This is a genomic window from Paenibacillus sp. EB106-06-01-XG199 (assembly GCF_058791575.1).
The window spans coordinates 44815-66191 of record NZ_JBYTDQ010000006.1 but is presented as its reverse complement, the minus strand read 5'-3'; the positions used below and the strand labels follow the sequence as shown (position 1 = coordinate 66191).

At 50.6% G+C, this 21377-nt stretch carries 18 protein-coding genes and 1 pseudogene; 3 read left to right on the top strand and 16 right to left on the bottom strand.

Annotated elements, in window-relative coordinates:
• Positions 1-7: 7 nt before the first annotated feature.
• Together AC3WT9_RS21490 and AC3WT9_RS21485 are read right to left on the bottom strand one after the other, a co-directional pair.
• The gene (locus AC3WT9_RS21490; protein ID WP_341097434.1) at positions 8-1525 is read right to left on the bottom strand and encodes a spore germination protein; all 1518 of its coding nucleotides are present in this window, start codon (positions 1523-1525) and stop codon (positions 8-10) included.
• A 382-nt stretch (positions 1526-1907) separates the two neighbouring features.
• A complete protein-coding gene (locus AC3WT9_RS21485) occupies positions 1908-2225 on the bottom strand; it encodes a GMC oxidoreductase (protein WP_341380294.1) in 318 nt (105 codons plus the stop codon).
• A gap of 39 nt (positions 2226-2264) precedes the next feature.
• Between AC3WT9_RS21485 and AC3WT9_RS21480 the strand changes: the two are divergent.
• Positions 2265-2798 (top strand): annotated as a pseudogene (locus AC3WT9_RS21480) (transposase); the annotation flags it as partial.
• Between the two features lie 127 nt (positions 2799-2925).
• Here AC3WT9_RS21480 and AC3WT9_RS21475 read toward each other — a convergent pair.
• Positions 2926-3093: a CxxH/CxxC protein gene (locus AC3WT9_RS21475; RefSeq protein ID WP_076301545.1), complete on the bottom strand. Its 168-nt coding sequence runs from the start codon at positions 3091-3093 to the stop codon at positions 2926-2928.
• Between the two features lie 44 nt (positions 3094-3137).
• Positions 3138-4946, bottom strand: coding sequence for a M3 family oligoendopeptidase (locus tag AC3WT9_RS21470; protein ID WP_341380295.1), 1809 nt, complete (start codon positions 4944-4946; stop codon positions 3138-3140).
• A gap of 357 nt (positions 4947-5303) precedes the next feature.
• Between AC3WT9_RS21470 and AC3WT9_RS21465 the strand changes: the two genes are divergently transcribed.
• Complete coding sequence (locus AC3WT9_RS21465) at positions 5304-6659, top strand: DUF2252 domain-containing protein (RefSeq protein ID WP_341097438.1); 1356 nt, start codon at positions 5304-5306, stop codon at positions 6657-6659.
• Between the two features lie 90 nt (positions 6660-6749).
• Here the strand turns inward: AC3WT9_RS21465 and cydC are convergent, their stop codons facing one another.
• The 7 genes from cydC to AC3WT9_RS21430 form a co-directional block, all read right to left on the bottom strand.
• Complete coding sequence (gene cydC, locus AC3WT9_RS21460; protein WP_341380296.1) at positions 6750-8549, bottom strand: thiol reductant ABC exporter subunit CydC; 1800 nt, start codon at positions 8547-8549, stop codon at positions 6750-6752.
• Entirely contained in the window at positions 8546-10309 is a 1764-nt protein-coding gene (gene cydD, locus AC3WT9_RS21455; protein WP_341380297.1) for a thiol reductant ABC exporter subunit CydD, read from the bottom strand. The genes cydC and cydD overlap by 4 nt, the downstream gene beginning before the upstream one ends.
• Positions 10309-11325: a cytochrome d ubiquinol oxidase subunit II gene (gene cydB / locus AC3WT9_RS21450; RefSeq protein ID WP_341097441.1), complete on the bottom strand. Its 1017-nt coding sequence runs from the start codon at positions 11323-11325 to the stop codon at positions 10309-10311. The genes cydD and cydB overlap by 1 nt, the downstream gene beginning before the upstream one ends.
• Entirely contained in the window at positions 11312-12721 is a 1410-nt protein-coding gene (locus AC3WT9_RS21445) for a cytochrome ubiquinol oxidase subunit I (RefSeq protein WP_341097442.1), read from the bottom strand. The genes cydB and AC3WT9_RS21445 overlap by 14 nt, the downstream gene beginning before the upstream one ends.
• A gap of 224 nt (positions 12722-12945) precedes the next feature.
• On the bottom strand, positions 12946-13176 hold the full coding sequence (locus AC3WT9_RS21440) for a cold-shock protein (RefSeq protein WP_038598212.1): 231 nt from the start codon (positions 13174-13176) through the stop codon (positions 12946-12948).
• Between the two features lie 201 nt (positions 13177-13377).
• Positions 13378-13578 (bottom strand): cold-shock protein, encoded by a 201-nt coding sequence (locus AC3WT9_RS21435; protein WP_019914582.1) that lies wholly within the window; start codon positions 13576-13578, stop codon positions 13378-13380.
• Between the two features lie 388 nt (positions 13579-13966).
• Positions 13967-15214, bottom strand: coding sequence for a S1C family serine protease (locus AC3WT9_RS21430; RefSeq protein ID WP_341097443.1), 1248 nt, complete (start codon positions 15212-15214; stop codon positions 13967-13969).
• A gap of 376 nt (positions 15215-15590) precedes the next feature.
• Here AC3WT9_RS21430 and AC3WT9_RS21425 point away from each other — a divergent pair, with 376 nt between their 5' ends.
• Positions 15591-15797, top strand: a complete 207-nt coding sequence (locus tag AC3WT9_RS21425; protein ID WP_038598216.1) for a hypothetical protein — start codon at positions 15591-15593, stop codon at positions 15795-15797.
• Here AC3WT9_RS21425 and AC3WT9_RS21420 read toward each other — a convergent pair.
• The 5 genes from AC3WT9_RS21420 to yycF form a co-directional block, all read right to left on the bottom strand.
• The gene (locus AC3WT9_RS21420) at positions 15766-16572 is read right to left on the bottom strand and encodes an MBL fold metallo-hydrolase (protein WP_038598218.1); all 807 of its coding nucleotides are present in this window, start codon (positions 16570-16572) and stop codon (positions 15766-15768) included. The two genes, AC3WT9_RS21425 and AC3WT9_RS21420, sit on opposite strands and share 32 nt — an antisense overlap.
• An 18-nt stretch (positions 16573-16590) precedes the next feature.
• Positions 16591-17334 (bottom strand): two-component system regulatory protein YycI, encoded by a 744-nt coding sequence (yycI, locus tag AC3WT9_RS21415; protein ID WP_341380298.1) that lies wholly within the window; start codon positions 17332-17334, stop codon positions 16591-16593.
• A 140-nt stretch (positions 17335-17474) separates the two neighbouring features.
• The gene (locus AC3WT9_RS21410) at positions 17475-18752 is read right to left on the bottom strand and encodes a YycH family regulatory protein (protein ID WP_341380299.1); all 1278 of its coding nucleotides are present in this window, start codon (positions 18750-18752) and stop codon (positions 17475-17477) included.
• A complete protein-coding gene (walK, locus tag AC3WT9_RS21405; RefSeq protein WP_341380300.1) occupies positions 18749-20581 on the bottom strand; it encodes a cell wall metabolism sensor histidine kinase WalK in 1833 nt (610 codons plus the stop codon). The genes AC3WT9_RS21410 and walK overlap by 4 nt, the downstream gene beginning before the upstream one ends.
• Positions 20581-21312 (bottom strand): response regulator YycF, encoded by a 732-nt coding sequence (gene yycF, locus AC3WT9_RS21400; RefSeq protein ID WP_038598226.1) that lies wholly within the window; start codon positions 21310-21312, stop codon positions 20581-20583. Before yycF ends, walK begins: the two co-directional genes overlap by 1 nt.
• Positions 21313-21377: the final 65 nt, after the last annotated feature.

The window sequence follows — 21377 nt, the reverse complement described above, 5'->3', positions numbered from 1 at the left end:
GCTCCTTTCACTCCATTCTTCGCTGTGTTTGCTTTTGACGCCTCCGCATTACCCGCCATGGGGCACGGATCAAAGTATCCGTTAGTCCTGTGGGGTTAAACGGTGCAATTGGTGTCATATAGGGAACACCGAAGGATTTCAGGGTTACCAGATGGATCAAGACGCAAATCAAGCCAATCCCAACTCCATACAGACCGAAGCTTGCAGCGAGAAGCATAAGCGGAAACCGTATAATACTGATCGCCTGGCTCATGCCCGGGTTCGGGATGAGAAAGGAAGCAATACCTGTAACGGATACGACGATGATCTGGGGAGCGGAAATAATACCTGCCTGAACGGCAGCCTGTCCAATGACAAGTGCGCCCACAATGCTGATCGTCTGGCCTACTGGACGGGGAAGGCGGATTCCTGCTTCGCGCAGCGCCTCAAAGGTAATTTCCATGATCAATCCTTCCGCTATTGCTGGAAAGGGGACAACTTCCCGCGCCGCTGCAAGGCTGAGGGCCAAGCTTGTCGGGATCATTTCCTGATGGAAGGTCGTGATCGCAATAAATATGGCAGGGAGCGCCATCGCTAAAAAGGCAAATAGATATCTGAGCCATCGTAGCATCGTAACGTATATGAAATTAGTATAATAGTCCTCGGCTGTCTGAAAACCAAACCAGAATGTGATCGGGAGAACGAGCACATTCGGCGAACCGTCAATCAGGACCGCAATTTTACCTTCGATCAGGGAACCTGAAACCAAATCGGGCCGTTGAGTTGCCTGCATCAGGGGAAAGGGTGAATAGGGATAGTCGCTAATCAATTCCTCGATATAACCGGATTCCAGCACACTGTCCATATCAATGCTGGATATCCGTTTTTTCACCTCTTCAACTACGCTTTGTTCTGCTAGATTTTCAATGTACACAATTATCACGTCAGTCTGGGAAAGCCTTCCTGCACAGAGCTTCTCCGTCTTTAGCCGGGGCGTCCGGAGCCGATGGCGAATGAGGGCAAGGTTGATGTCGAGTTTCTCGATAAAACCGTATCGCGGACCGCGAATGACTGCCTCCGTTGCCGGTTCCTCAAGCTGACGATGCAGCTTGTCTTTGAGCCCAAAGGAGAACGCCTCCGTGGAGGATTGGGTGAATAGAACGACTTCTCCCCTAACGATGCTTTGAACGACTTCATTCATATTGGTAGCGATACGGGGTTGTACGATGGAAGCCAATTTGAAGTTCAGTATTTCATAGATGTGGGAGGAGCTGCTGCTGGACGCTGCTTCGGGCTGCATCAAAGGCTCCAAGAAACCGTCATCCCAAAGTTGATCGTCAACTAATACATCCAAATAAACGACCATACCCGGAATGGAGCCAAACATATGAAGTTTGCGCACGACTAGATCGGAGCAATTGGCAAACAATTGAGCGAGGGCCGTTTCATTGTCATCCAGTTCGCTGGAAATCTTCAACTCAATTGTTTTATCTAATTCTTTCAGTTTGTTTCCGAAAGGATCAGTTACTCTTTTTTTCGTTTTCATATGCTCCTCCTATCAAAACATAATCTTCCCCATCCATTATTGGATTATTCGGAATAAAATACCATGAGTTAGAGGCAAGTGGAAACGGTTATGCCGTCCTTAAAAAGGAGCATATGCTTCCGAAGCAGCGATACAGAAATAAATTATTGAATTTCGAAAAAGGGGCTATCCCCTTATGCTTTTTCCAAAGCATTTGAGATAGTCCCTTGGTGGGGCTCCATTGAGGTATATTTTCCCTGCCGCCGTGCATACTTCATGCATAACAAAAGAATGCATATGGAAGGGGTGCAAGAAAAATGAAAGTGCTCGGAAAAGCAGCCGCCTTTTTGCTTATTATCGCTTTATCAGGAGCCGTCCTGTATTATGCCACCGCAATGGGTGGTTAGCTGAAATACTTAGTGACAATCTTCTCTGCCGTCCGGGTAGCCAGCGCTTGTGTCGTGAGAGTAGGGTTAGGGCCGCCGATGCCATTGAAATGCACACTGTTGTCGGCTATGAACAGGCGCCTCACTTGATAAGCGTCACAGTTCGTATCGGTGACATATCCCATTCGCATCGTGCATTCGAGATGGATCATGGAGCCAAAGGGGGTATCTGAACGGATAATCTTTCTGGCACCGGCTTGCTTCAGCGTTTCCGAAGCGTATCTCGCCAGTTGATCCCTCCTCTTCAGTGTCTTCGGGCTAGGAGTATAATGCATGATCGGAATCGGACCGTTCTCGTCTTTCAGGAGTGGATTGACCAGATTCAGGCGGTCGTGAAGTACGGCAGCTACCACAGAGAAAAGAGCAGAGCCTGGAAAGAAAATGTCGGAAAGATTGAGAACTGGACGTACGACGAGTCCGAAGACAGGTGGACCTGCCCTGCCGGACACATGCTACATTTTCGTAGAGAAAGCAAGGAACTCTTAGAGAGTGGATATGAAATTCGGAAACGTCATTACCGAAGCCAGAACTGTGAAGGCTGTCCGCTGAAGGAACGCGGCATGAAGGCAGCAGGAAATCGGGAAGTCATTGTTAGTCTAGAACGGCTGCGTTACCAGAAACAGGCTCGGGAACTCCTGCGAAGCGAGGAAGGCTACGCCCTGGCCGTACGTTGAATGACAGAGCCGGAAAGTGTGTTTGGATAACTGAAAAATAACCGGGGCTTCCGCCGATTTCTGCTTCGCGGCATGAATAAAGTGACGCTTGAGGTCGGCTGGCTTTCCCTTGCTCATAATCTATTGAAGCAAGCTGCAATTGATCAAAAACAAAGAGCAGCCATTCTCCAGTGATGGGAGAATGGCTGCTCTTGTTGACCTTTTGTGGTTTTGAAAATGAGAAAGGGCTGTCTCTACTAGTAGAAAAACTACTTTTGGGACAGCCCCTTTCTACTCTTGCCTGATTACTTATTGAAGGTCCCTAGACCACCAAATACTCCGCATTTTTCTCGCATTCCACACATTTCGCCGGCGGGTCCCAGTCCGAGAACTCGGTTTCCTTCAGATCCACAATATCCGGTGCATCCTCGTACTCGTCCACAAACTTGTCGATGGCCAGCTCCACATGTTCCTTACACACTACGTACATTCAATCAAGCATCCCTTTCTGTGCCGCTGCGGCGTATACTCCTTCTATTGTTCTACCACACTTCCCGGCAAAAAGGAACTACCCGCCCCAAACTGCAGGATATCCTCTGCAATGAGAGCCAGCGCATCCCGCCAGAACTCCAGCGAATGCACATCAATGTCCATCAGTTCCGCGGCATCCGCAATGGTTGTTCTGCTGCTGGCTGCCAGGAAGGATTGATACTGGTTTACAAAATCCCCGCCCCGCTTCTTATACTGTGCATATAGTCCTTTGGAGAACAGCAGCCCGAACGAATAAGGGAAATTCAGAAACTCGTTGCCTGTCATATAATATCCGGCTTTGCTGATCCACTGGTATGGATGAATCGACTCCGGAGCGACACTGTCACCATAAGCGGCAGTCATTGCCTCCAGCATCAGACTGTTAAGCTCCTCAACAGTTAACGCTCCTGATTTCCTTCTATTATACAGCCGGCTTTCGAACAGGTAGCGGGCGTAGAAATCAACGATAAAATATAGCGCATCGGAAAGGCTCCGCTCCAGGATAGGCAGCATTTCTTCCTCCGGGGCAGACTGAAGCAGCGCCTGATGGATCAGACTTTCGCAAAAGATCGATGCCGTCTCAGCAATCGGTATCGGATAATCGGTATTGACCATCGTCTCCCCGGCGAGGCAGCTGCTGTGATATGCATGCCCAATCTCATGCGCCAGCACGCTGACATCCATATAGCTTCCCGTAAAGCTCGTCATAATCCGGCTCTCTCCGATCGGATAGATATCCACGCATAGGCCGAAATTCCCCTTCCCCGCTCTTGGCTCAGCATCAATCCAGCGGCGGTCGAATACTTTGCGGGCAAACTCTCCCAGTTCTGCACTGAACGTGCTGAATCCTGCTACGATAAGCTCCTGCGCCTGCGGATAGGTAATTCTGGCAGAAGACTCCCCGCCAACCGGAGCAAAGATATCATAGAATGGCAGCGGCCCCGTATGTCCCAGGAGCTTTGCTTTTTGGAGATAGTACTGCCCGAAGACCGGCAGGCTTTCCTCTATAGCCTGAAGCATGACTTCAAGCGTCTCTTGATCCATGCGCGAAGCTGCCAGCACCTTATGCAGCGGCGAAGCATACCCTCTCAGCTCATAGACTGCTGCCGCTTCTCCGCACACGGCATTGAGGCAGGCCGCACTCTGTTCCGCCACGTTCCGGCAAGCCTCGGCCTCAGCTTCATACGCCGCTTTTCTAACCCGTGGATCACTGTCATAGACCAGATTTCGCAGTTCCGGTAGAGCCAGACTACGAATCGCACCTTCCATTTCCACATCCGCGCGCAATGTAGACAAGGTTCTCATGTACAGTCTTTCCCAAGCTTTGGCACCGGTATTCTGCATCCGGGCAATGACCGTCTCAGCCTCTTCACTGAGCAAATACTGTGACTGCTTCTGAAGCTGGCGCAGATAAAAGGCGTGTCCAGCAAGATAATCGCTAGATTGTATGATGTTCTCCAGATCCTCCGCGCTCACTTGGGCCAGCCATTTGCTGAAGCTCACCAACGCTTCGCCCGCACCGGCTGCGGTATCCTCCAGTTCATCCATGCTGTTCACTGCTTCTGTATTACCGCTGTCACTGCTGAAGACCAGCTCCGCATAACTGAACAGGCAGAGATATACTCTTTTAAACGCGTTGTAACGCTCCAGGAACTCTTCCGTTTGTTTGGCCGCATTATCGTTATCCTTTAAATGAAGAGCCGCCCATGCCTTGAGGCCGTTGGCAAGGGTCTCCGCAAGTTTAAGGTCCTCTTGAAATTGATCTGACTGGAATGAGGGGTACAGGCTCTCCAGGTCCCATGTTAAGTCCATCTGCATTTATCTCCTTATCATAGACGCAGCTGAAGCTATACGTATCCCGGCAACCAGCCATAAATACATATAGCAGGCTGCGTATAGTTGAATGTATTTTCAGAACTCTCTAACCTGCGGTTGCAACTCACATGCTTCCACCTCTTCCGATGTTTTGCAAGAAATTCATTCAAGTATATCACGCTTCTTCATGGTGAAATATGCGATAAATAACTCGATATATCCCACTACCAGCGGTTCGCGGAAAGGAAGATGGCCGATCTTTACTAAGATATTCACTAAGATCATCAGGAAATATCAGGGTTAATGCGTTATGATAAGCTTAATTCTATTTATTCGCGCAAAGGAGTACCTATCATGATCAATGAATCCATAACCGAGGGTGTCATTCGTACCCGTACGAAACTCCGCAAAGATCTGCTAATCTCCATTTTTGATGAATTCGACGGTACCATTATGGGCCTGACTCCCGCGAAGCGGGCAGAAAAGTACCTAAAGATGTCGCTTAGCCCTTTTTCATTCTACCGGGGCAGCTCTTATCTGTTCTATTTTGACGCCACAAGACAGTACTTTCCCTACCACACTTCGGTGGAGCGCCCGACCTGGATTCAAGGGGACCTGCATTTCGAGAATTTCGGGGCTTTCCGCAGCGAAGATGGCTCTATTGTATATGACGTCAATGATTTCGATGAGGGTTATGTCGGCTCCTATCTGTACGATGTACTGCGTATGGCAGGCAGTATTGCGCTTGTCGGACGGCAGCTGGGATACGGGGAGGCAGAGCAGCTTAACGTAATCGAAGGTTTTGTGCAGGCCTATTCCAGAGGAATCCGCCGGTTCAGTCAAGGCAAGGACAACCCCGGAAACTTCGTTATGAATGAGAACCGGGCCAAAGGGCCGGTGAAGAAGCTGCTCCGCAAGCTGGAGAAACGCCGCCAGGGTCATTTTCTGGAAAAGGTCACGTCCCAAATGCAGAGCGGCAGAGTATTTCTGGAGAACTCCGAGCTGGCTGTCCCTGAGGTAGCGGAGCAAGCGTTGCTGGAGAAGGCCTGGAGTTTCTATATGCAGACCATTGTTGCCCGCAGCTGGAATGACGATCATTACCGGATGAAGGACATTGCTATCAAACATGGCTCGGGCACTGCATCCATCGGGCTGGACCGTTACTATATATTGATCGAAGGCGGAAGTAGTCAAGAAGATACCGACGATACCATTCTGGAAGTAAAAGAGGTTCGTGTGCCAGTCCCGGCTTATTTCATGCCTTATTCGGAATCTTTCTGGAGCACCTTCGGACATCAAGGGAAACGTGTAGCGGCCACACAGCAGGCGATGCATCACAAAGCTGATCCCTATCTGGGCTTTCTGACGATGGATGGCCGGGATTTTTATGTCCGCGAACGCTCCCCGTATAAAAAAAGCCTGAAGCTCAAAGACATCGCAACTGTAGATGATATGCTCCAGGTTGTTGAAGTCATGGGCAGCCTAACGGCCAAAATGCATGCCAGAGCCGATGCCGATGTGGACCAAGGAATCCTCTTCTACCACAGCGAGAAAGAAATTGCCAAAGCGATGGGCCCGGACCCTGAAGCTTTTGCCCGCTATATTTCCCAATGGGCTTACGGCTATGCCACCCAGGTGGAGAAAGACTTCGTGATGTTTACAGAATGGGTGAAGGAGCGATTCGGAGAGGGAGCAGTAGGTAATTCGTGAACCGCCAATAGCGTGAAGCATATAAATTCTTGTATTTTTAAAAAAGGCCCTTTCCCCTCTTGGGTGGAAAGAGCCTTTTCGTATACATCTCTATTCTCCTGCTCCCGTGCTCACGAACCCGCTTGGCCGGTCCAGCTCATACAGCTTGCGGTAGCGCGGTTCCTTGTCCATCAGCTCGGCATGGGTGCCGCGCATTTCCACGAACCCGTTCTCCATAAAGATCACTTCGTCCATCTGCTCTGCACCGACAAGATGGTGGGTGACCCAGATCAGCGTCTTGCCCTCCATGGCCTCGAACATAGTAGCCAGCAGATCCCGCTCTGTACGCGGGTCAAGCCCGACGGTTGGCTCATCGAGCACAACTACCGGTGTATTCTGCAGCAGAATCCGCGCCAGGGCTATCCGCTGGCGTTCCCCGCCGGAGAAGCGCTGGCCCGCCTCGCGCACCGCTGTGTTATAGCCTTCCGGCAGCGATGAGATCAATGTATCCAGATTGGCCAGTTTGGCTGCCTGCTTAATGTCCTCATCAGACGCCCCGGGGTCACCAAGCCGGATGTTATTGGCTACGGTAGTGTCAAACAAGTGTGGGCTCTGATTCAGCACGGCAATAAGCTGCGGAATTCTCTCCCCATAAGCGGAAGCTTCAATGCCCTTAATCGTGGCCGAACCGACGGAAGGCGTAATGACGCCTTGAATCACCTTCAGCAGTGTCGATTTCCCTGCCCCGCTGCGCCCGATAACGGCAATCTTCCGGCCTTGAGGAATATTGAGCGTCAGATTGCGGATTGACCAGTCATCCCCTGCAGCATAACGGTAACCGGCATTCTCCAGCCGGATAAGCGCCTGCCCAGTTTCCTTGATCGCCTTGACCGCAGCATCCACATGGCGGGCAGTGTCAGCCTTACCCGAATCCGGCGCTGCCCCCGCCACACTTCCTTCCGCGGCTTCCACACCGGCCAGGCGCTCCAGCGAATTGCGGTATTGCGGGATCTTCTCGACCGCTTCCGAGACCGGCAGGAAAGCATCTGCTACCGGAAATACCACCAGTACGAACGCTGCAATCAGCGTTCCGGCAATGGCCCCGTCCGCGAATTGGCCGGCGGCCCAGTACAGCATCGACAGCACGCCGATGCCAACAACCGCCTGCCCGATGAACATGCGCAGGCGCGCCCAGCGACGCAGCGCTCCGTCGGTGTGGGCGACAGCCCGCTCATCGGCCTCGTAGGTTTCCACGAATTGGCCCTGCCGTCCGCTGATCACCCAGTCGCCCATCCCCAGCACAGCATCGGTCAGCTTCTGGTAGAGGCGGTTGCGCTCCTGCTTCACCTGCCGCTGGCGTTTTTGTGTCAGCAGCAGGGAAATCAGCGGCAGCACAACTACCAGCACCAGCATATAGAGTCCCATCAGCAGAGCGAAAGCCAGATCAAACGTACCGATGGAAATCACCGCCGCCGCATAGATCAGGAGAGCAATAATGCTCGGGAATACAGTGCGCAGATACACATTCTGCAAATATTCAATATCGTCGGCCAGCATGCCGAGAATATCCCCGGTACGGAACCGCGAAGATAGAAACAGCGCCTGCGGCTCCAGGATATTGTACAGCCGGATCCGCATCTTCGAGAGAATCCGCAGGATCGTATCATGCGAGACCAGGCGTTCCGCATAGTGGATGACCGCCCGGCTCGTCCCGAATGTGCGCACGCCGACAATCGGCACATAGATCATCAGTATATTTTCTGGCGGTATGGACGCCTTTGAGATCAGAAATCCCGAGGTGTACATCAGGGACGATGCTGAGAAAATCGTCAACACACCCAGCACGATAATCAGCAGAAACCGCCAGAAATAAGGGGAGACATAGGGAGCAAACCATCCTTCACGTTTCAATGGATTCCCTCCAATTGACTTTGAATAAGCTCATAATAAGCACCTCGCCGGGCAACTAGCTCCGGATGGGTACCAACCTCGGCCACCTGTCCCTGCTGCATCACGACAATCAGATCCATATCGATCATCCAGTGCAGGCGGTGGGTGGCGAGAAACACAAGTTTCCCTGCAAATAGCGGCAGCATTGTTTGCTTCAGCTCGTATTCCGTCTCTATGTCGAGATGGGCGGTCGGCTCGTCGAGCAGCATGACCGGGCGGCTGCTCAGCAGTGCGCGGGCCAGCGCGACGCGCTGTTCCTGACCGCCGCTGAGCGAACGGCCGCCGCCGCCGATCATTTCATCCAGTCCGCTTGGCAGCGACTCCACCAGCTTGGATAATCCAGCGGCGGCAATCACCGAAGCCACAGCTTCCTTCGAAGCTTCCGGGTAATAGAAACGCACATTATCCGCCAGCGTACCGCTGAAAATATACGGCCGCTGCGGAATATATGAGGTCTGCTTGCGCCACTCCTCATCGGTAAGCGCACTGACAAGGTTCCCGTTAATGCTTATGCTCCCTGAGGTAGGATGCAGAAAGCCGCCCAGGATATCGACCAGTGTGGATTTACCCGCGCCGCTCTCTCCGATAATTCCAATCTTCGCAGAACCCTTGAACTCCAGGTTAACGCCCTCCAGTGAGGCGATCCCGTCTGCTTCATATTTAATGCCAACCTGCTCCAGCTTCAGCACACTATCCTGCCGCCAAGAAAATACAGCGGCAGGAGACGGCGCGGCTGTAATAGCTTCCATTCCCTCAGGCTTCAATACCTCCGCTGTTACCGTATCCCGGTCGATAATGTCCTTCATTGCTTCACCGGCTTCCTTGCCATCCAGCGTAGCATGGAAATCCGCACCGACCAGCCGGACTGGCAGGAAATATTCCGGCGCCAGGATTAGAATGGTTAACCCGGTAACCAGGGTCATCTGCTCATTGACCAGCCGCAGGCCAAGGCTTACAGCTACTGAGGCCACAGATAACATCGTGAAGAAGTCCATCGCGAAGGAAGACAAAAATGCTACACGCAGCGTACGCATTGTAGCCGAACGGTAGCGGTCACTGACCTCGGCAATACTGTCACTATGACTGCGGCTGCGCCCGAGAAACTTCAGTGTCTCCAGCCCGCGCAGCGAATCAACAAAATGATTGGACAGCGTCCGGTAGGACTTCAGCTGGCGGTCCATTTGCTTGCGGGCGGTCATTCCGATCAGAATCATAAAGACGATAATAATCGGCATCGTCAGGGTAAGAATAACACCGCTCGACGCATCCAGAGTATAGATGTATACCAGAAGCAAGGCAGGTGTTACTGCCATCCCTACCATCCGCGGAATAATAAGCTCTATATAGGTGCGGAACTTCGTTACTCCTTCAAGCACAAGCGTAACCAGATTTCCCGTTCCCCGGTCGCCCGCCAGCCTCGGTCCCAGCTGGAACAGCTTGTCCATCATTTGTCTCCGCATACTGCTGCCGGTGTTCTCCGCGAAGCGGTAAGAGACACGGCTCATCAGCATGGCGCAGGCATGGCGTGCAAGAAACGCAAGAAGGAACAAGAGCATTGTCGCCCCTTGTTCCTTCAGCGGTTCTCCCGCAAATAGCGCAGAGACTACTTCTGCCAGTGACTTGGCCAGCAGAAGAATGGACAGGCTTTGCACCAGGGTAAGGAAGCCTACGATCAGAAAGACCGGCTTAACTCCTTTGTACCCAAGCAAATTTTTATCCATTAGTATTCAAGATGCTCCTTCTCGTGAACCCGTTTATGGAAGATGAAATAACTCCAGATCTGATAACCGAGCACGAACGGCAGCAGCGTCAGCGCTACAATCGACATCACCTTCAGTGAATAATGGCCCGAAGCCGCATTGGTGATCGTCAGGTTAAACGCCTCATCAATAGAGCTGATCATAACCCGTGGGAACAGGCCCACAAATATCGACATCACCGACAAAGCCATAACCGCTCCGGTCATCCCGAACGCCCAGCTGTCTTTCTTCTTGGTCATGAAATAGCCGGACAGAACGAAGGCGGCAATGCCTAGAATCACTAATACCAGCAGCATTGCACCACGTTGTTCAAATACATCTGTCATATAGTAAGTCATAATTACAAAAGCAACCAGCAGCGCAGCCAGCGGGAACAATAGCTTCTGCGCCAGCTTGCGCGCACGAACCTGCAGATCACCAACCGTACGGAGCGTAGTGAACATCAGGCCATGCACCAGGCAAAGCAGCACTACAGTAATCCCTGCGACTACGGTATACACATTCACGATGTCGAAGAATCCGGCATACATCTGCATGTCACCGTCAATCGGAAGTCCTTTAATGAAGCTCGCGAACACTACTGCCAGCAGGAACGGCGGAAGGAAGCTGCCGAAGAAGATGCAGGCGTCCCAGGTTCTTTTCCAGGCCAGTGAATCACGCTTGCCTCTGAATTCAAAGGCGACACCGCGGGCAATCAGCGCCAGCAGGGCAAAGACGAACGGAATATAGAATCCGCTGAACAGCGTTGCGTACCAGTTGGGGAAAGCAGCGAACATCGCGCCAGCGCCCGTCAGCAGCCATACCTCATTCGCATCCCAGAACGGCCCGATCGAGTTGATCAGCACCCGGCGTTCCGTATCATTCTTGGCCAGGAACTGTGTTTCCATTCCTACGCCAAAGTCGAAGCCTTCCAGGAAGAAAAATCCGATAAATAATACCGCAATCAGCACAAACCACAATTCATTAAGAGAAAGCATGCGATCCCTCCTTATTATATGGATCATGCGACTGACCGTGATCGTGATCGTTATCCATGGCATAAGGGCCTTTTTTAATAACTTTGATGAACAATCCGATCAGCACCGCTCCCAGAATAGCGTAGATCGCCGTAAAGGAGATCACCGAGAACAGCACCTGTCCAGCCGATATATTAGGAGACACACTGTCTTCTGTCGTCATTAATCCGAATACCGTCCAAGGCTGACGTCCGATCTCTGTCATGATCCAGCCTGCAGTATTAGCAATTGGCGGAAGCAGCAGCCCCCAGAACATGAACCGCATAAACCAGGTGTTCGGACGTTCCATCTTTTTGCGCCACATCAGATACATCGCATACATGCCGAGCACAATCATCAGCGTGCCTGCAACCACCATGATCCGGAAGCTCCAGAACGTCGTACGCACAGGCGGGATATAATCCCCCGGGCCGTATTTTTGTTCGTATTCAGCCTGCAGCGTATTCATCCCTTTAACTTCACCGGAGAACTTACTGTAGGACAGGAAACTCAGCATATAAGGAATCTTGATTTCCCCAGAGTTTGATTTATTGTCAGGATCGATAAAAGCACTGGCTGTCCAAGCCGCAGGGTCACCACTGTCCTCCCAAAGGGCTTCCGTAGCTGCCATCTTCATCGGCTGCGTCTCTACCAGATACTGCGCTTGGGCATGACCTGCAACGGCTACCCCCATGGAGGAGACAATGCCGACAATCGCCGCAATTTCGAACGATTTTCTAAAGAAAGGCACATCCTGCTTCTTGAGCATTTTATAGGCACTGATGCCCGTAACCAGAAATGCCCCTGTAGCGTAAGCCGCGAGCACCGTATGCGGGAATTCCACCAGCAATTGTCCGTTTGTCATCAAAGCCAGGAAATCATTCATTTCGGCCCGGCCATTATTCATCGCAAAACCAACAGGGTGCTGCATAAAGGAATTGGCTGCGAGAATCCAGAATGCCGATAACATCGTTCCCAGCGCTACCATCCAGATGGACAGTAAATGAATCTTCTTGGAGACTTTGTCCCAGCCGAAAATCCATAGGCCGATAAATGTAGACTCCAGGAAAAACGCCAGCAGCGCTTCAATGGCAAGTGGAGCCCCAAATACATCCCCGACAAAGCGGGAATAATCGGACCAGTTCATTCCGAACTGGAATTCCTGCAATATCCCTGTTACTACCCCTACTGCGAAGTTAATGAGAAATAGCTTTCCCCAAAACTGCGCCATTCTTTTGTACTCATCGTTGCCTTTTCGGACATACATCGTCTCCATGATCGCAATCAAGAGTGCAAGTCCAATAGATACCGGTACAAAGAAGTAATGAAAGATCGTCGTCGACGCAAATTGTATACGCGACAGCATAACTGTATCCATGTTTCTTCCCCTTTCTTCTCCCCATTCGTTATGTCTATTCTGTCAAAAATTTAAGGCTTAAAGTGTGATAATTATCACATTATACACCCGGATTCAGCCTAAAAAACAATAAATTTGTGACAAATATCACAATATTACGTTCAGAAAGCAAAAAAAATAAGACGGTTTTACCGTCTTGGATTTGTTCGTCGTTCTATAGAAAGCTTGACTCATAAAGGCATTGGTTAGGTAATCGAAATACCCTTCTTCAGCGATTTGAGATCGCCATTAGAATTAAGCAATTGCGGCAGCATCTTCATGCTGCGAACCATTGGGGCATGACAGAGACGGCAAGAAGGCGCATGTTCAAATGCGAAATTATCCCTCATCCATCCGTTGCATCCATCATTGGTACAGGCCCAAATTGCGGTATTTTCTTCCGGTACTTCCTCTAAAGGCTTCTTCCGGTAGTTCATTGCCGTTCCTCCCTTCCTTTATGTTACAAGTTGAGAAACAAGTAAAAAAGCATCCAATTATACTCTTTCTAAGATGCTTACAATCCTTCATTTGCAGTTGCTCTACTTCAAGATCATGTTGTGGTTTCATGATGATATAGCAGTTGATCTTATAAAAAAAGACCGTCCCAACTTGCAAAAGCGGGGACGGTGCTTCTATTATTACAGTTTTACAACGTTTTCGGCTTGTGGTCCGCGGTTGCCTTGAACAACGTTGAATTCAACGCGTTGGCCTTCGTCCAAAGTTTTGAAGCCGTCGCCAGTGATTGCGCTGAAGTGAACGAATACGTCGCTTCCGCCTTCAACTTCGATGAAACCGAATCCTTTTTCTGCGTTGAACCATTTAACTGTACCTGTTTGCATGTGTGTTACCTCCACAAATTTAAATTAATATGTTCTTTTTATCTTCAAACAAAGAAAAAATTCACACATTGAAAAAGGTTGTATTACCATTGACAGCCCTTTTCAATACGAGAATTAGGTATCAAATGTATGATTAATCTCATGTTACCACACCGGAGTTACAAAGGCAAGCCAACATCCGAATATATCCGTATTTCCCCTTATAAGGTGTTGTTCCCAATGTAAGGGCTACCAGTCTTTATAAAAAGGGCGATTTGCATCCATATTAAGTAATATACCCAGATGACTTGACTTCGAAACGGATGCCGTCCTTAATTTTATAATAAGGACGGCTGGGCCGTCTCGCTGATCTTGACTGCCACATTATTATATACGGCTGATGCCGCTTTTATTCCTTTTGTTTTTCAAGAAGTTTCACCGTCACCTGTTTTACCTCTCCGTTACGGTAATAAGTAATCTTCAGATCATCTCCGATTTTGGTGTGATCATACAGATACTTGCGCAGCGAAAGGGTCGATGTGATCGGTTCATTGTCAAACTTGGTAATCACATCATTGAACTGCAGTCCTGCATCCTTGGCCGGCCCTACTACATCCAGCACAACTACTCCGTCTTTAACGGTGGTTGGCAGATTAAGCTCCTTGCGCTGGTCTTCCGCGAGCGGCACATAAGGGTTATTCAAATCCACGGAATACACTCCCAGATAAGAGCGGGAAATCTTCCCGTTTGCCTCAAGCTCACCCGCCGTTTCCATAACATGATTGGCCGGGATGGCAAAACCAAGTCCCTCCACGCCTGTATCGGAAATCTTCATTGTATTAATACCAATCACCTTGCCGTCCAGATCGACCAGCGCGCCTCCGCTGTTGCCCTCGTTAATTGCAGCATCTGTCTGAATGACTTCCTGCTCCCAGTCATAGACACCGTCCTGGTTCAATGATACGGGAATGGTCCGTTCTGTGTAGCTGACAATCCCCGAGGTCAGGCTATCGCCGAGTCCCAGCGGATTGCCGATAGCAATGACCGTCTCCCCAAACCGCAGCTTGGAGGAATCACCAATCTGGGCGACTGTGGTAATGCCTTTGGCATCAATGGAGAGCACTGCGATATCACTTACTTTATCCGTACCCACAAGTGTTGCCTTGCGTGTCTCACCATCCACCGTAACCACTTCCAGCTTGCCGAAGCCCTCAATCACATGATTATTGGTAATAATAAAGGCCTTGTTATCGTCCTTCTTATAGATCACTCCCGAGCCAAGTGCCGACTCATCGAGAATGTTAAGTTCCTTATTATCTTCTTTATGATTAATTATGCTCACAACGGCCGGCCGGACAAGAGCCGCAGCCTGAACAATCCGTTCATACGGGTCACCGCTGCTTGCAGTCACCTTCTCAATCACTTTCGGCTGCTCCGCCTTCTCCTGTGTCAACTGGCCTGTAGCCAGACTGAACAGAAGCACTGCAACCACCGCACTGATCACTGAGCTAATGACAGACACCTGCCAAGTTGCCAGGCTCCGCCGTGATTTGCGGGCAGACCAATTCCGGCTCGTTAAGACCTTAGAGGGTTCCTGCCCTCTGCCTTCGCGCCGAGGTACCTTGGTTGAATAAAAATCATCATCAAACAGTCCCACCGTTACATCCTCTCCCCTCTATTGCCACTGCATCCATAACCTGAACGCCAAGCAACCACGCCCGAGCTTTCCGCTTTATCTCTTAGACTCCTGAAAGCTCTAAAAGGTTTCACTTCATTCATTCACCACAAATGTGTGTGTTATAAGCGCAAGGGGTCTCCTATTCTTGCAACATATTAAAAAAGGATAAGCTTCAATCCGGAATATTTTCCAACTTAAAAGACTACAATAATAGAAGTACTATTTAAACTCAGGCTAAATTCTGCTCTTTATGATTGTATCACAGGCAGGGCTAGCACCCACGTTTTTTCTGACGCAAAAACCCTACAAATTTTTTACAGATCAGCATTCGTTTAGCTCAAAAGGAGGAATAAATATGGAATCTTTTTCAACAAGTATGGATCTGGTGCAATTTATCGGCAAACTGGGTGACCTTAAGGATGAACACTATCATCTGATCCTGGTTCAAAGCGCTATGATCGAGCTGTTGATTGATAAAGGGCTTTTCTCACGCCAAGAGTTGGAACGTAAAATTACGGAGGTAGACCAGCTTATGACTGGCTCACCTTATCCCACGGCGTAGGCTGGTCATAATAGGTATCACACAATCTGAACTCACTGTCTCTGAAAAAGCAGCCCCGGTCTTCCATTGCCCCGCGCACCGACATTTTGGCTAAATCCATCATATTGTGATCCCGGCTTAAGTGAGCCAGATAGGTCCGTTTGGTCCGTCCGGTAAGAATCTCGCTTAGTGCCGCTCCCGCCGCCTCATTGGAGAGATGGCCTAAATCGCCAAGAATCCGCCGTTTCGTATTCCACGGATAACGCCCCATTCTCAGCATCTCTATATCGTGGTTGGCCTCCAGTACCAGCACATCCGAATCGGCAATCGCCGTCCGCACTTTATCACTAACATACCCAAGATCCGTAGCAACACAAAGCTTCTCCTTGCCGTCATAAAAATTGTACCCTACCGGTTCAGCCGCATCATGGGAGATTGCAAATGACTCTACCCGCAGACTGCCGAAATCCCTGTGCTGTCCGGTCTCCATAATAATCCGGTTATGCTCGGCAATAGTGCCTATGCCCTTCTCAATCGCCCCCCAGGTATTGGAGTTGGCGTAGATCGGAAGATCGTATTTGCGGGCCATCGCTCCAAGTCCCTTGATATGGTCCGAGTGCTCATGCGTAACCAGTATTCCGTCTATCTCCTTGCCTGTCATCTCACGCATCGCGAGCAGCTCGTCGATTCGTTTGGCGCTGAGGCCCGCGTCGATCATAAGCGCCGTTTCCCCGTTTCGCACCACTGTTACGTTGCCGGTAGAACCGCTGGACAGTACCGTAAATGAAATCCCCATATCTCTCTCCTGCTCCTTCTACTCTGTTGTCTTCGGACTGATGATGTCCGCACTGATGGCATCGACGTAATAGGCGTTGCCGTTCTCCAGCATAAAGCGCCACATTGGCGAAGCCACCTGGCTTTCAGAGTTGAACAATTCCCCATAATAGCCAAGCTCAATCTCTTTAACTACCGAATCCGCCGGAAAATATTTCTCAATCAGGCTGCTGAGTGCCTGTGAGGCCGGAAGCACCTTCTGGATATCTTCGTCACTGTTTGTAGCTCCGATTTCAATCTTCGGCCAACGGTAAGCCACAATTTTTTGATCGCTGTTTATCAACTCAAGCCGCACTCTGAATAAAGACCATTTATGGTCAACCAGTGGATGAAGTACAAATTTGCCGACCTCGCTCTCCTGCGAATCAAAGCGATAATTGGCGATGTCTGTGATCTGGTCTGCCAGTGAACTGCTCAGTTCGGCAAATGATGAATAAATCAGCTTGCTGTCTATCGGCACCTTCAGTTCAACCGGCTCCTCATTCTGCTCTTCCCCGGAGTAGCGGTAAGTGATATCGGGCAGCTGCGGAGTGGCAGCCGGAATGGGACACAACACACGAATCCCCTTCTGTTCCATCACCGCCTGCGTTTCTGCGGACAGGGAAGTGAAATCCAGATTGGCACTGGCCTGATCGCGCAAGTCCATCCAGAGCTGATAACAAAGCAGCAGATTCAATACCAGAAAGGCGTAAATCAGCACATTTTTGGCTCTTCCCCAGTCCATACCGCTCCTCCTTAAAGTTTGTGAGCATTTACTTCATTGAATTTGCTTCGAACAAACTAGCTTCGGAAGCATCCGCTTCGTTTGTGAGCATTCACTTCGTGATTCTGCTTCGTCGTGTGCCTTCCCGCGCATCTATTACTCTAGTTCAGTGTAAGGAAAGTGCCGTCACGGAGCGTTACCCGCCATACCGGCAGGAGCTTCAGCTTCTCCCCGTTTACTGAAGCAACATAGGCCGGGGTCAAATCCTTCACAGGCGAAGCTTCGCTGAATTGGGCCAGCTTAGCCCGCAGCTCATCGCCACCGGGAAGCTCCACAACCTGTTTAACGGCTTTTCCCTCTTCTGTATACATCAGCGATCGCTCATAGGAGGATACTGTGCCCTGCTGCAGCTCCAGGTTAATAACACCATACTGCAGCTTTGGCTTGCTCATAATCGGATAAGAACCGTAGTACTGCTGGAAGGAAACGGTCAGCTCCTGGTTGCCCTCCTCCGTTGATGCCAGACGGTATGTACCGTTCCATCCACCATGCTTGTTGACAAAATCCACCGCTTCCAGGGCATCCTTCGCAGGTGTACTCTCACCCGCAGGAAGCGCAGCCGGATCGCTATAGCTCATCCAGTTCTGTTCCTGATCAACCTGCAGGCTGCGTTTGCTGTCTGTATAAATCTTTGAGCCATCCTTCTCTGGAATATATCTGGTGCTACCGGCATCAAAGAATAGATTGTTCTGCATTTGTTCAATGGTGTACATGCCGGAGGGCATTTCCACCTCAACCAGCGATATTTTTTCTTCCGGCACATAATAATCGCCATTTACTGCGGTGTATGGCGTCCAATTCGTACCGAAATCTACATGCTGCTGCACGTCCTGAACGGTCAAATCGGCCTTAGCCGCTTCATATACGATATCGCCTCTAGTACTGAAAAAGACGGCATGTGCCTTGGAATCATTTTTAATATTGTAAATCCATATCCGGTCAATGCTCTCTCCCTGGAACAGCGAATCGGGAGCGAGCTGCATTACCCGCTGCAGCAAGGTTACCGGAATGCCGGCACCAAAGGACAGCTCAATGCCCGAATTCTCACGGCGGATCTTGTCCCAATCGAAATCCTGCACCGAGCGCCGCTGAAAGCTCTCAAACCCGCGTCCTTTCAGCCGGTTCATGATCAGGTCATAGAAGGTGGAGCCGGGATAAAACAGCGTATGCTTGTCCTCCCCCATATGAATGATCATTTTATCAGGGTAGAGCAGATTCTCAACTTTTTCTTTGGGCCCCATATTATCTGTCTTCACATACAAGTTCTCTGACATCACCGCTGAGTCGCTCCCCGGCAGCCGGTAGATCAGATAATAGCTCTCTACAAGACTTCCGCAAACGAGCAGGGCAAGTATCCATGACTTGATTGTTTCCTTCACAATACACTCCCCCTTTGCTCTTTCAGAGGCAGTGTGAAGGTTACCAGCGAGCCTTCATTAAGCTCTGACTGCAGGGAAATTGACCCTCCATGCGCCTTGACAATTTCCCGGGCAATGGACAGCCCGAGTCCGGTGCCGCCCATATTGCGCGAGCGGGCTTTATCAACCCGGTAAAAACGTTCAAAAATCCGTTCGATATCCTTCTTGGGAATCCCAATCCCGGAATCACGTACAGAAACGGCCAGCATTCCATCTTCGGTTTTCAGTGCCTCCAATTGAATGGTTCCGCCTTCTGGCGTATATTTCAGCGCATTGGAGACCAAATTGCCCAGCACCTGATCAATTTGATCGCGGTCCAGCCAGGCCGTGGCGACTTCCTTGCGCACTCTTGTACTGATATGAATTCGTTTCTGGCGAATCTGGAAGGAGAAGCGGTCAGCCACATCCTCCAGCATCTCGGAGATATCCGTTTGCTGAATGCGCAGGCTCGATTCCCTCGAATCCAGCCGCGAGAGATGCAGCAGATCCGTAACAAGCCGGATCATCCGTTCTGTCTCATTGCGGATGACTCCGACAAACCGCGCAGCAAGCTGCGGATCATCAAGCGCACCATCATCAAGCGCTTCAACATAGCTCTTGATCGTCGTCAGTGGAGTCCGCAGCTCATGCGAGACATTCGCCACGAACTCCCGCCGCGATTCCTCCAGATTCTCCTGCTCGGTAACATCCTGCAGCACCGCAATGGTTCCGGCAATCCCTCCGCCTTCACGTCGGTGAATGGGGGTGAAGGTGACCCGGACGATATTGGGCTCGCCTCCGCCCATTGGCGAGAGATGAAGCATTGCTGATTGGGCGTTGCCTTGCGCCAGCGACCCCGACTGCTCATGATCGAGACCAAGCAGCTCATCAAGCGGTGCCCCTTCCGGAAGCGGGCCTTCCGCTCCCAGCATATCTGCTGCCCGGGTATTCATCAGAATTACCACGCCGCTTTCATCTGTAGCAACCACGCCGTCACTCATGTTGGTCAGGATGGAAGCAAGCTTCTCCTTCTCCTCTTCATTCTGCGACAGCGCTTCGCGGAGCCTTCCTGTCATGTAGTTGAACGCCTGACTGAGCTGCCCAATTTCATCATTGCCGAACACAGGCATCTTACGGTTGAACCGGCCCTCAGCAACCGCTGTGGCATGCCGGGTCATCTCCTTGATAGGATGGGTGATTGTATGGGCGAGAATGACACACAGAACGGCCGTCAGGGCGAGCGCCAGCAGCAGACCGGAGAGGAACACGCTATTAATCCGGCTCATCGTGGCGTATAAATCTTTCATATCGGCAGCAATATAAATCGCCCCTACCACTTTGTCGCCGGAGAGAACCGGCTTGGCGACCACCTTCTTGCGCACATTATCATCGGCAATGATATATTCCTCATTATCGCTGATGCCTTGCAGGGCACGGCTGACCACGGTTTGTGTGTTCCGCTGCCCGACATAATCGTTTTGCGAAGGGACAGATGTCGTAATAATTTTACCGCTGGCATCCAGTACCTGAATTTCAGCTCCGCTGATATACAGATTATTGACCATTCCGCGCAGACTCTCCACCGCAGTCTCTTCACCGGCTGTTCCGGCTTCGCTGCCCAGTTTATCTGCCGTAAGGATCGACAACATTTCTGCCCGTGCCTTTAAATCTTTGGTGAAGTTATCAGTCAGTGAATTCTTCATCGAGCTGACAAAATATACACCGATCAGCTGCATCGCGATCAGAATCAGCAGCACGTAAATAATGATAAGCTTGGCCTGAATCGTCCGGAAAAAGGACCGCCCTTTCATCACAGCCCCCCGCTTTTGGGGCTATGCATCAAATAACCGAGTCCGCGCCGGGTGAAGATATATTCCGGCTTGCTGGGATTCTCCTCAATTTTTTCTCTCAGCCGGCGGATCGTGACATCCACGGTCCGCACATCCCCGAAGTATTCGAAGCCCCATACCGCCTGCAGCAGATGCTCCCGGGTCATTACTTTGCCGGCGTGGCGAATCATATAATAGAGCAGCTCATACTCACGATGTGTTAAATCGAGCGGCTCTCCGTCTTTATAAACCATGTACATGTCGGTATCAACGAACAGGCCGAAATGATTGACGCCCTGTTTGCTCTCCGCTCTTTCACTAAGCATTTCCGACGGCGATGGCTTATGCTGGCGCCTCATTTGAGCTTTGACTCTGGCCAGCAGCTCTCGCGTGCTGAAAGGCTTGGTTACATAATCATCCGCACCCAATTCCAGACCCAGCACTTTGTCGATCTCACCGTCTTTAGCTGTCAGCATAATGATCGGGATGTCCAAATGCGCAGAGCGCACTTCACGGCAGACATCCATGCCATCCTTGCCGGGAAGCATCAGATCAAGCAGCATCAGATCGGGCCGTCTGGACAGAGCCAGCTCCACAGCACTGTTGCCGTCAAAGGCACAGATTACCTCATAGCCCTCTTTTTCGAGATTAAACTTTAATATATCAGCAATAGGCTGTTCATCGTCTACTACCAGAATCGTTCCCATCTGCATATGCTCAGCTTCACCTTTCTAAGCGTACTAATCACTCATTCTCTTATTTTAACATACCTGCACTG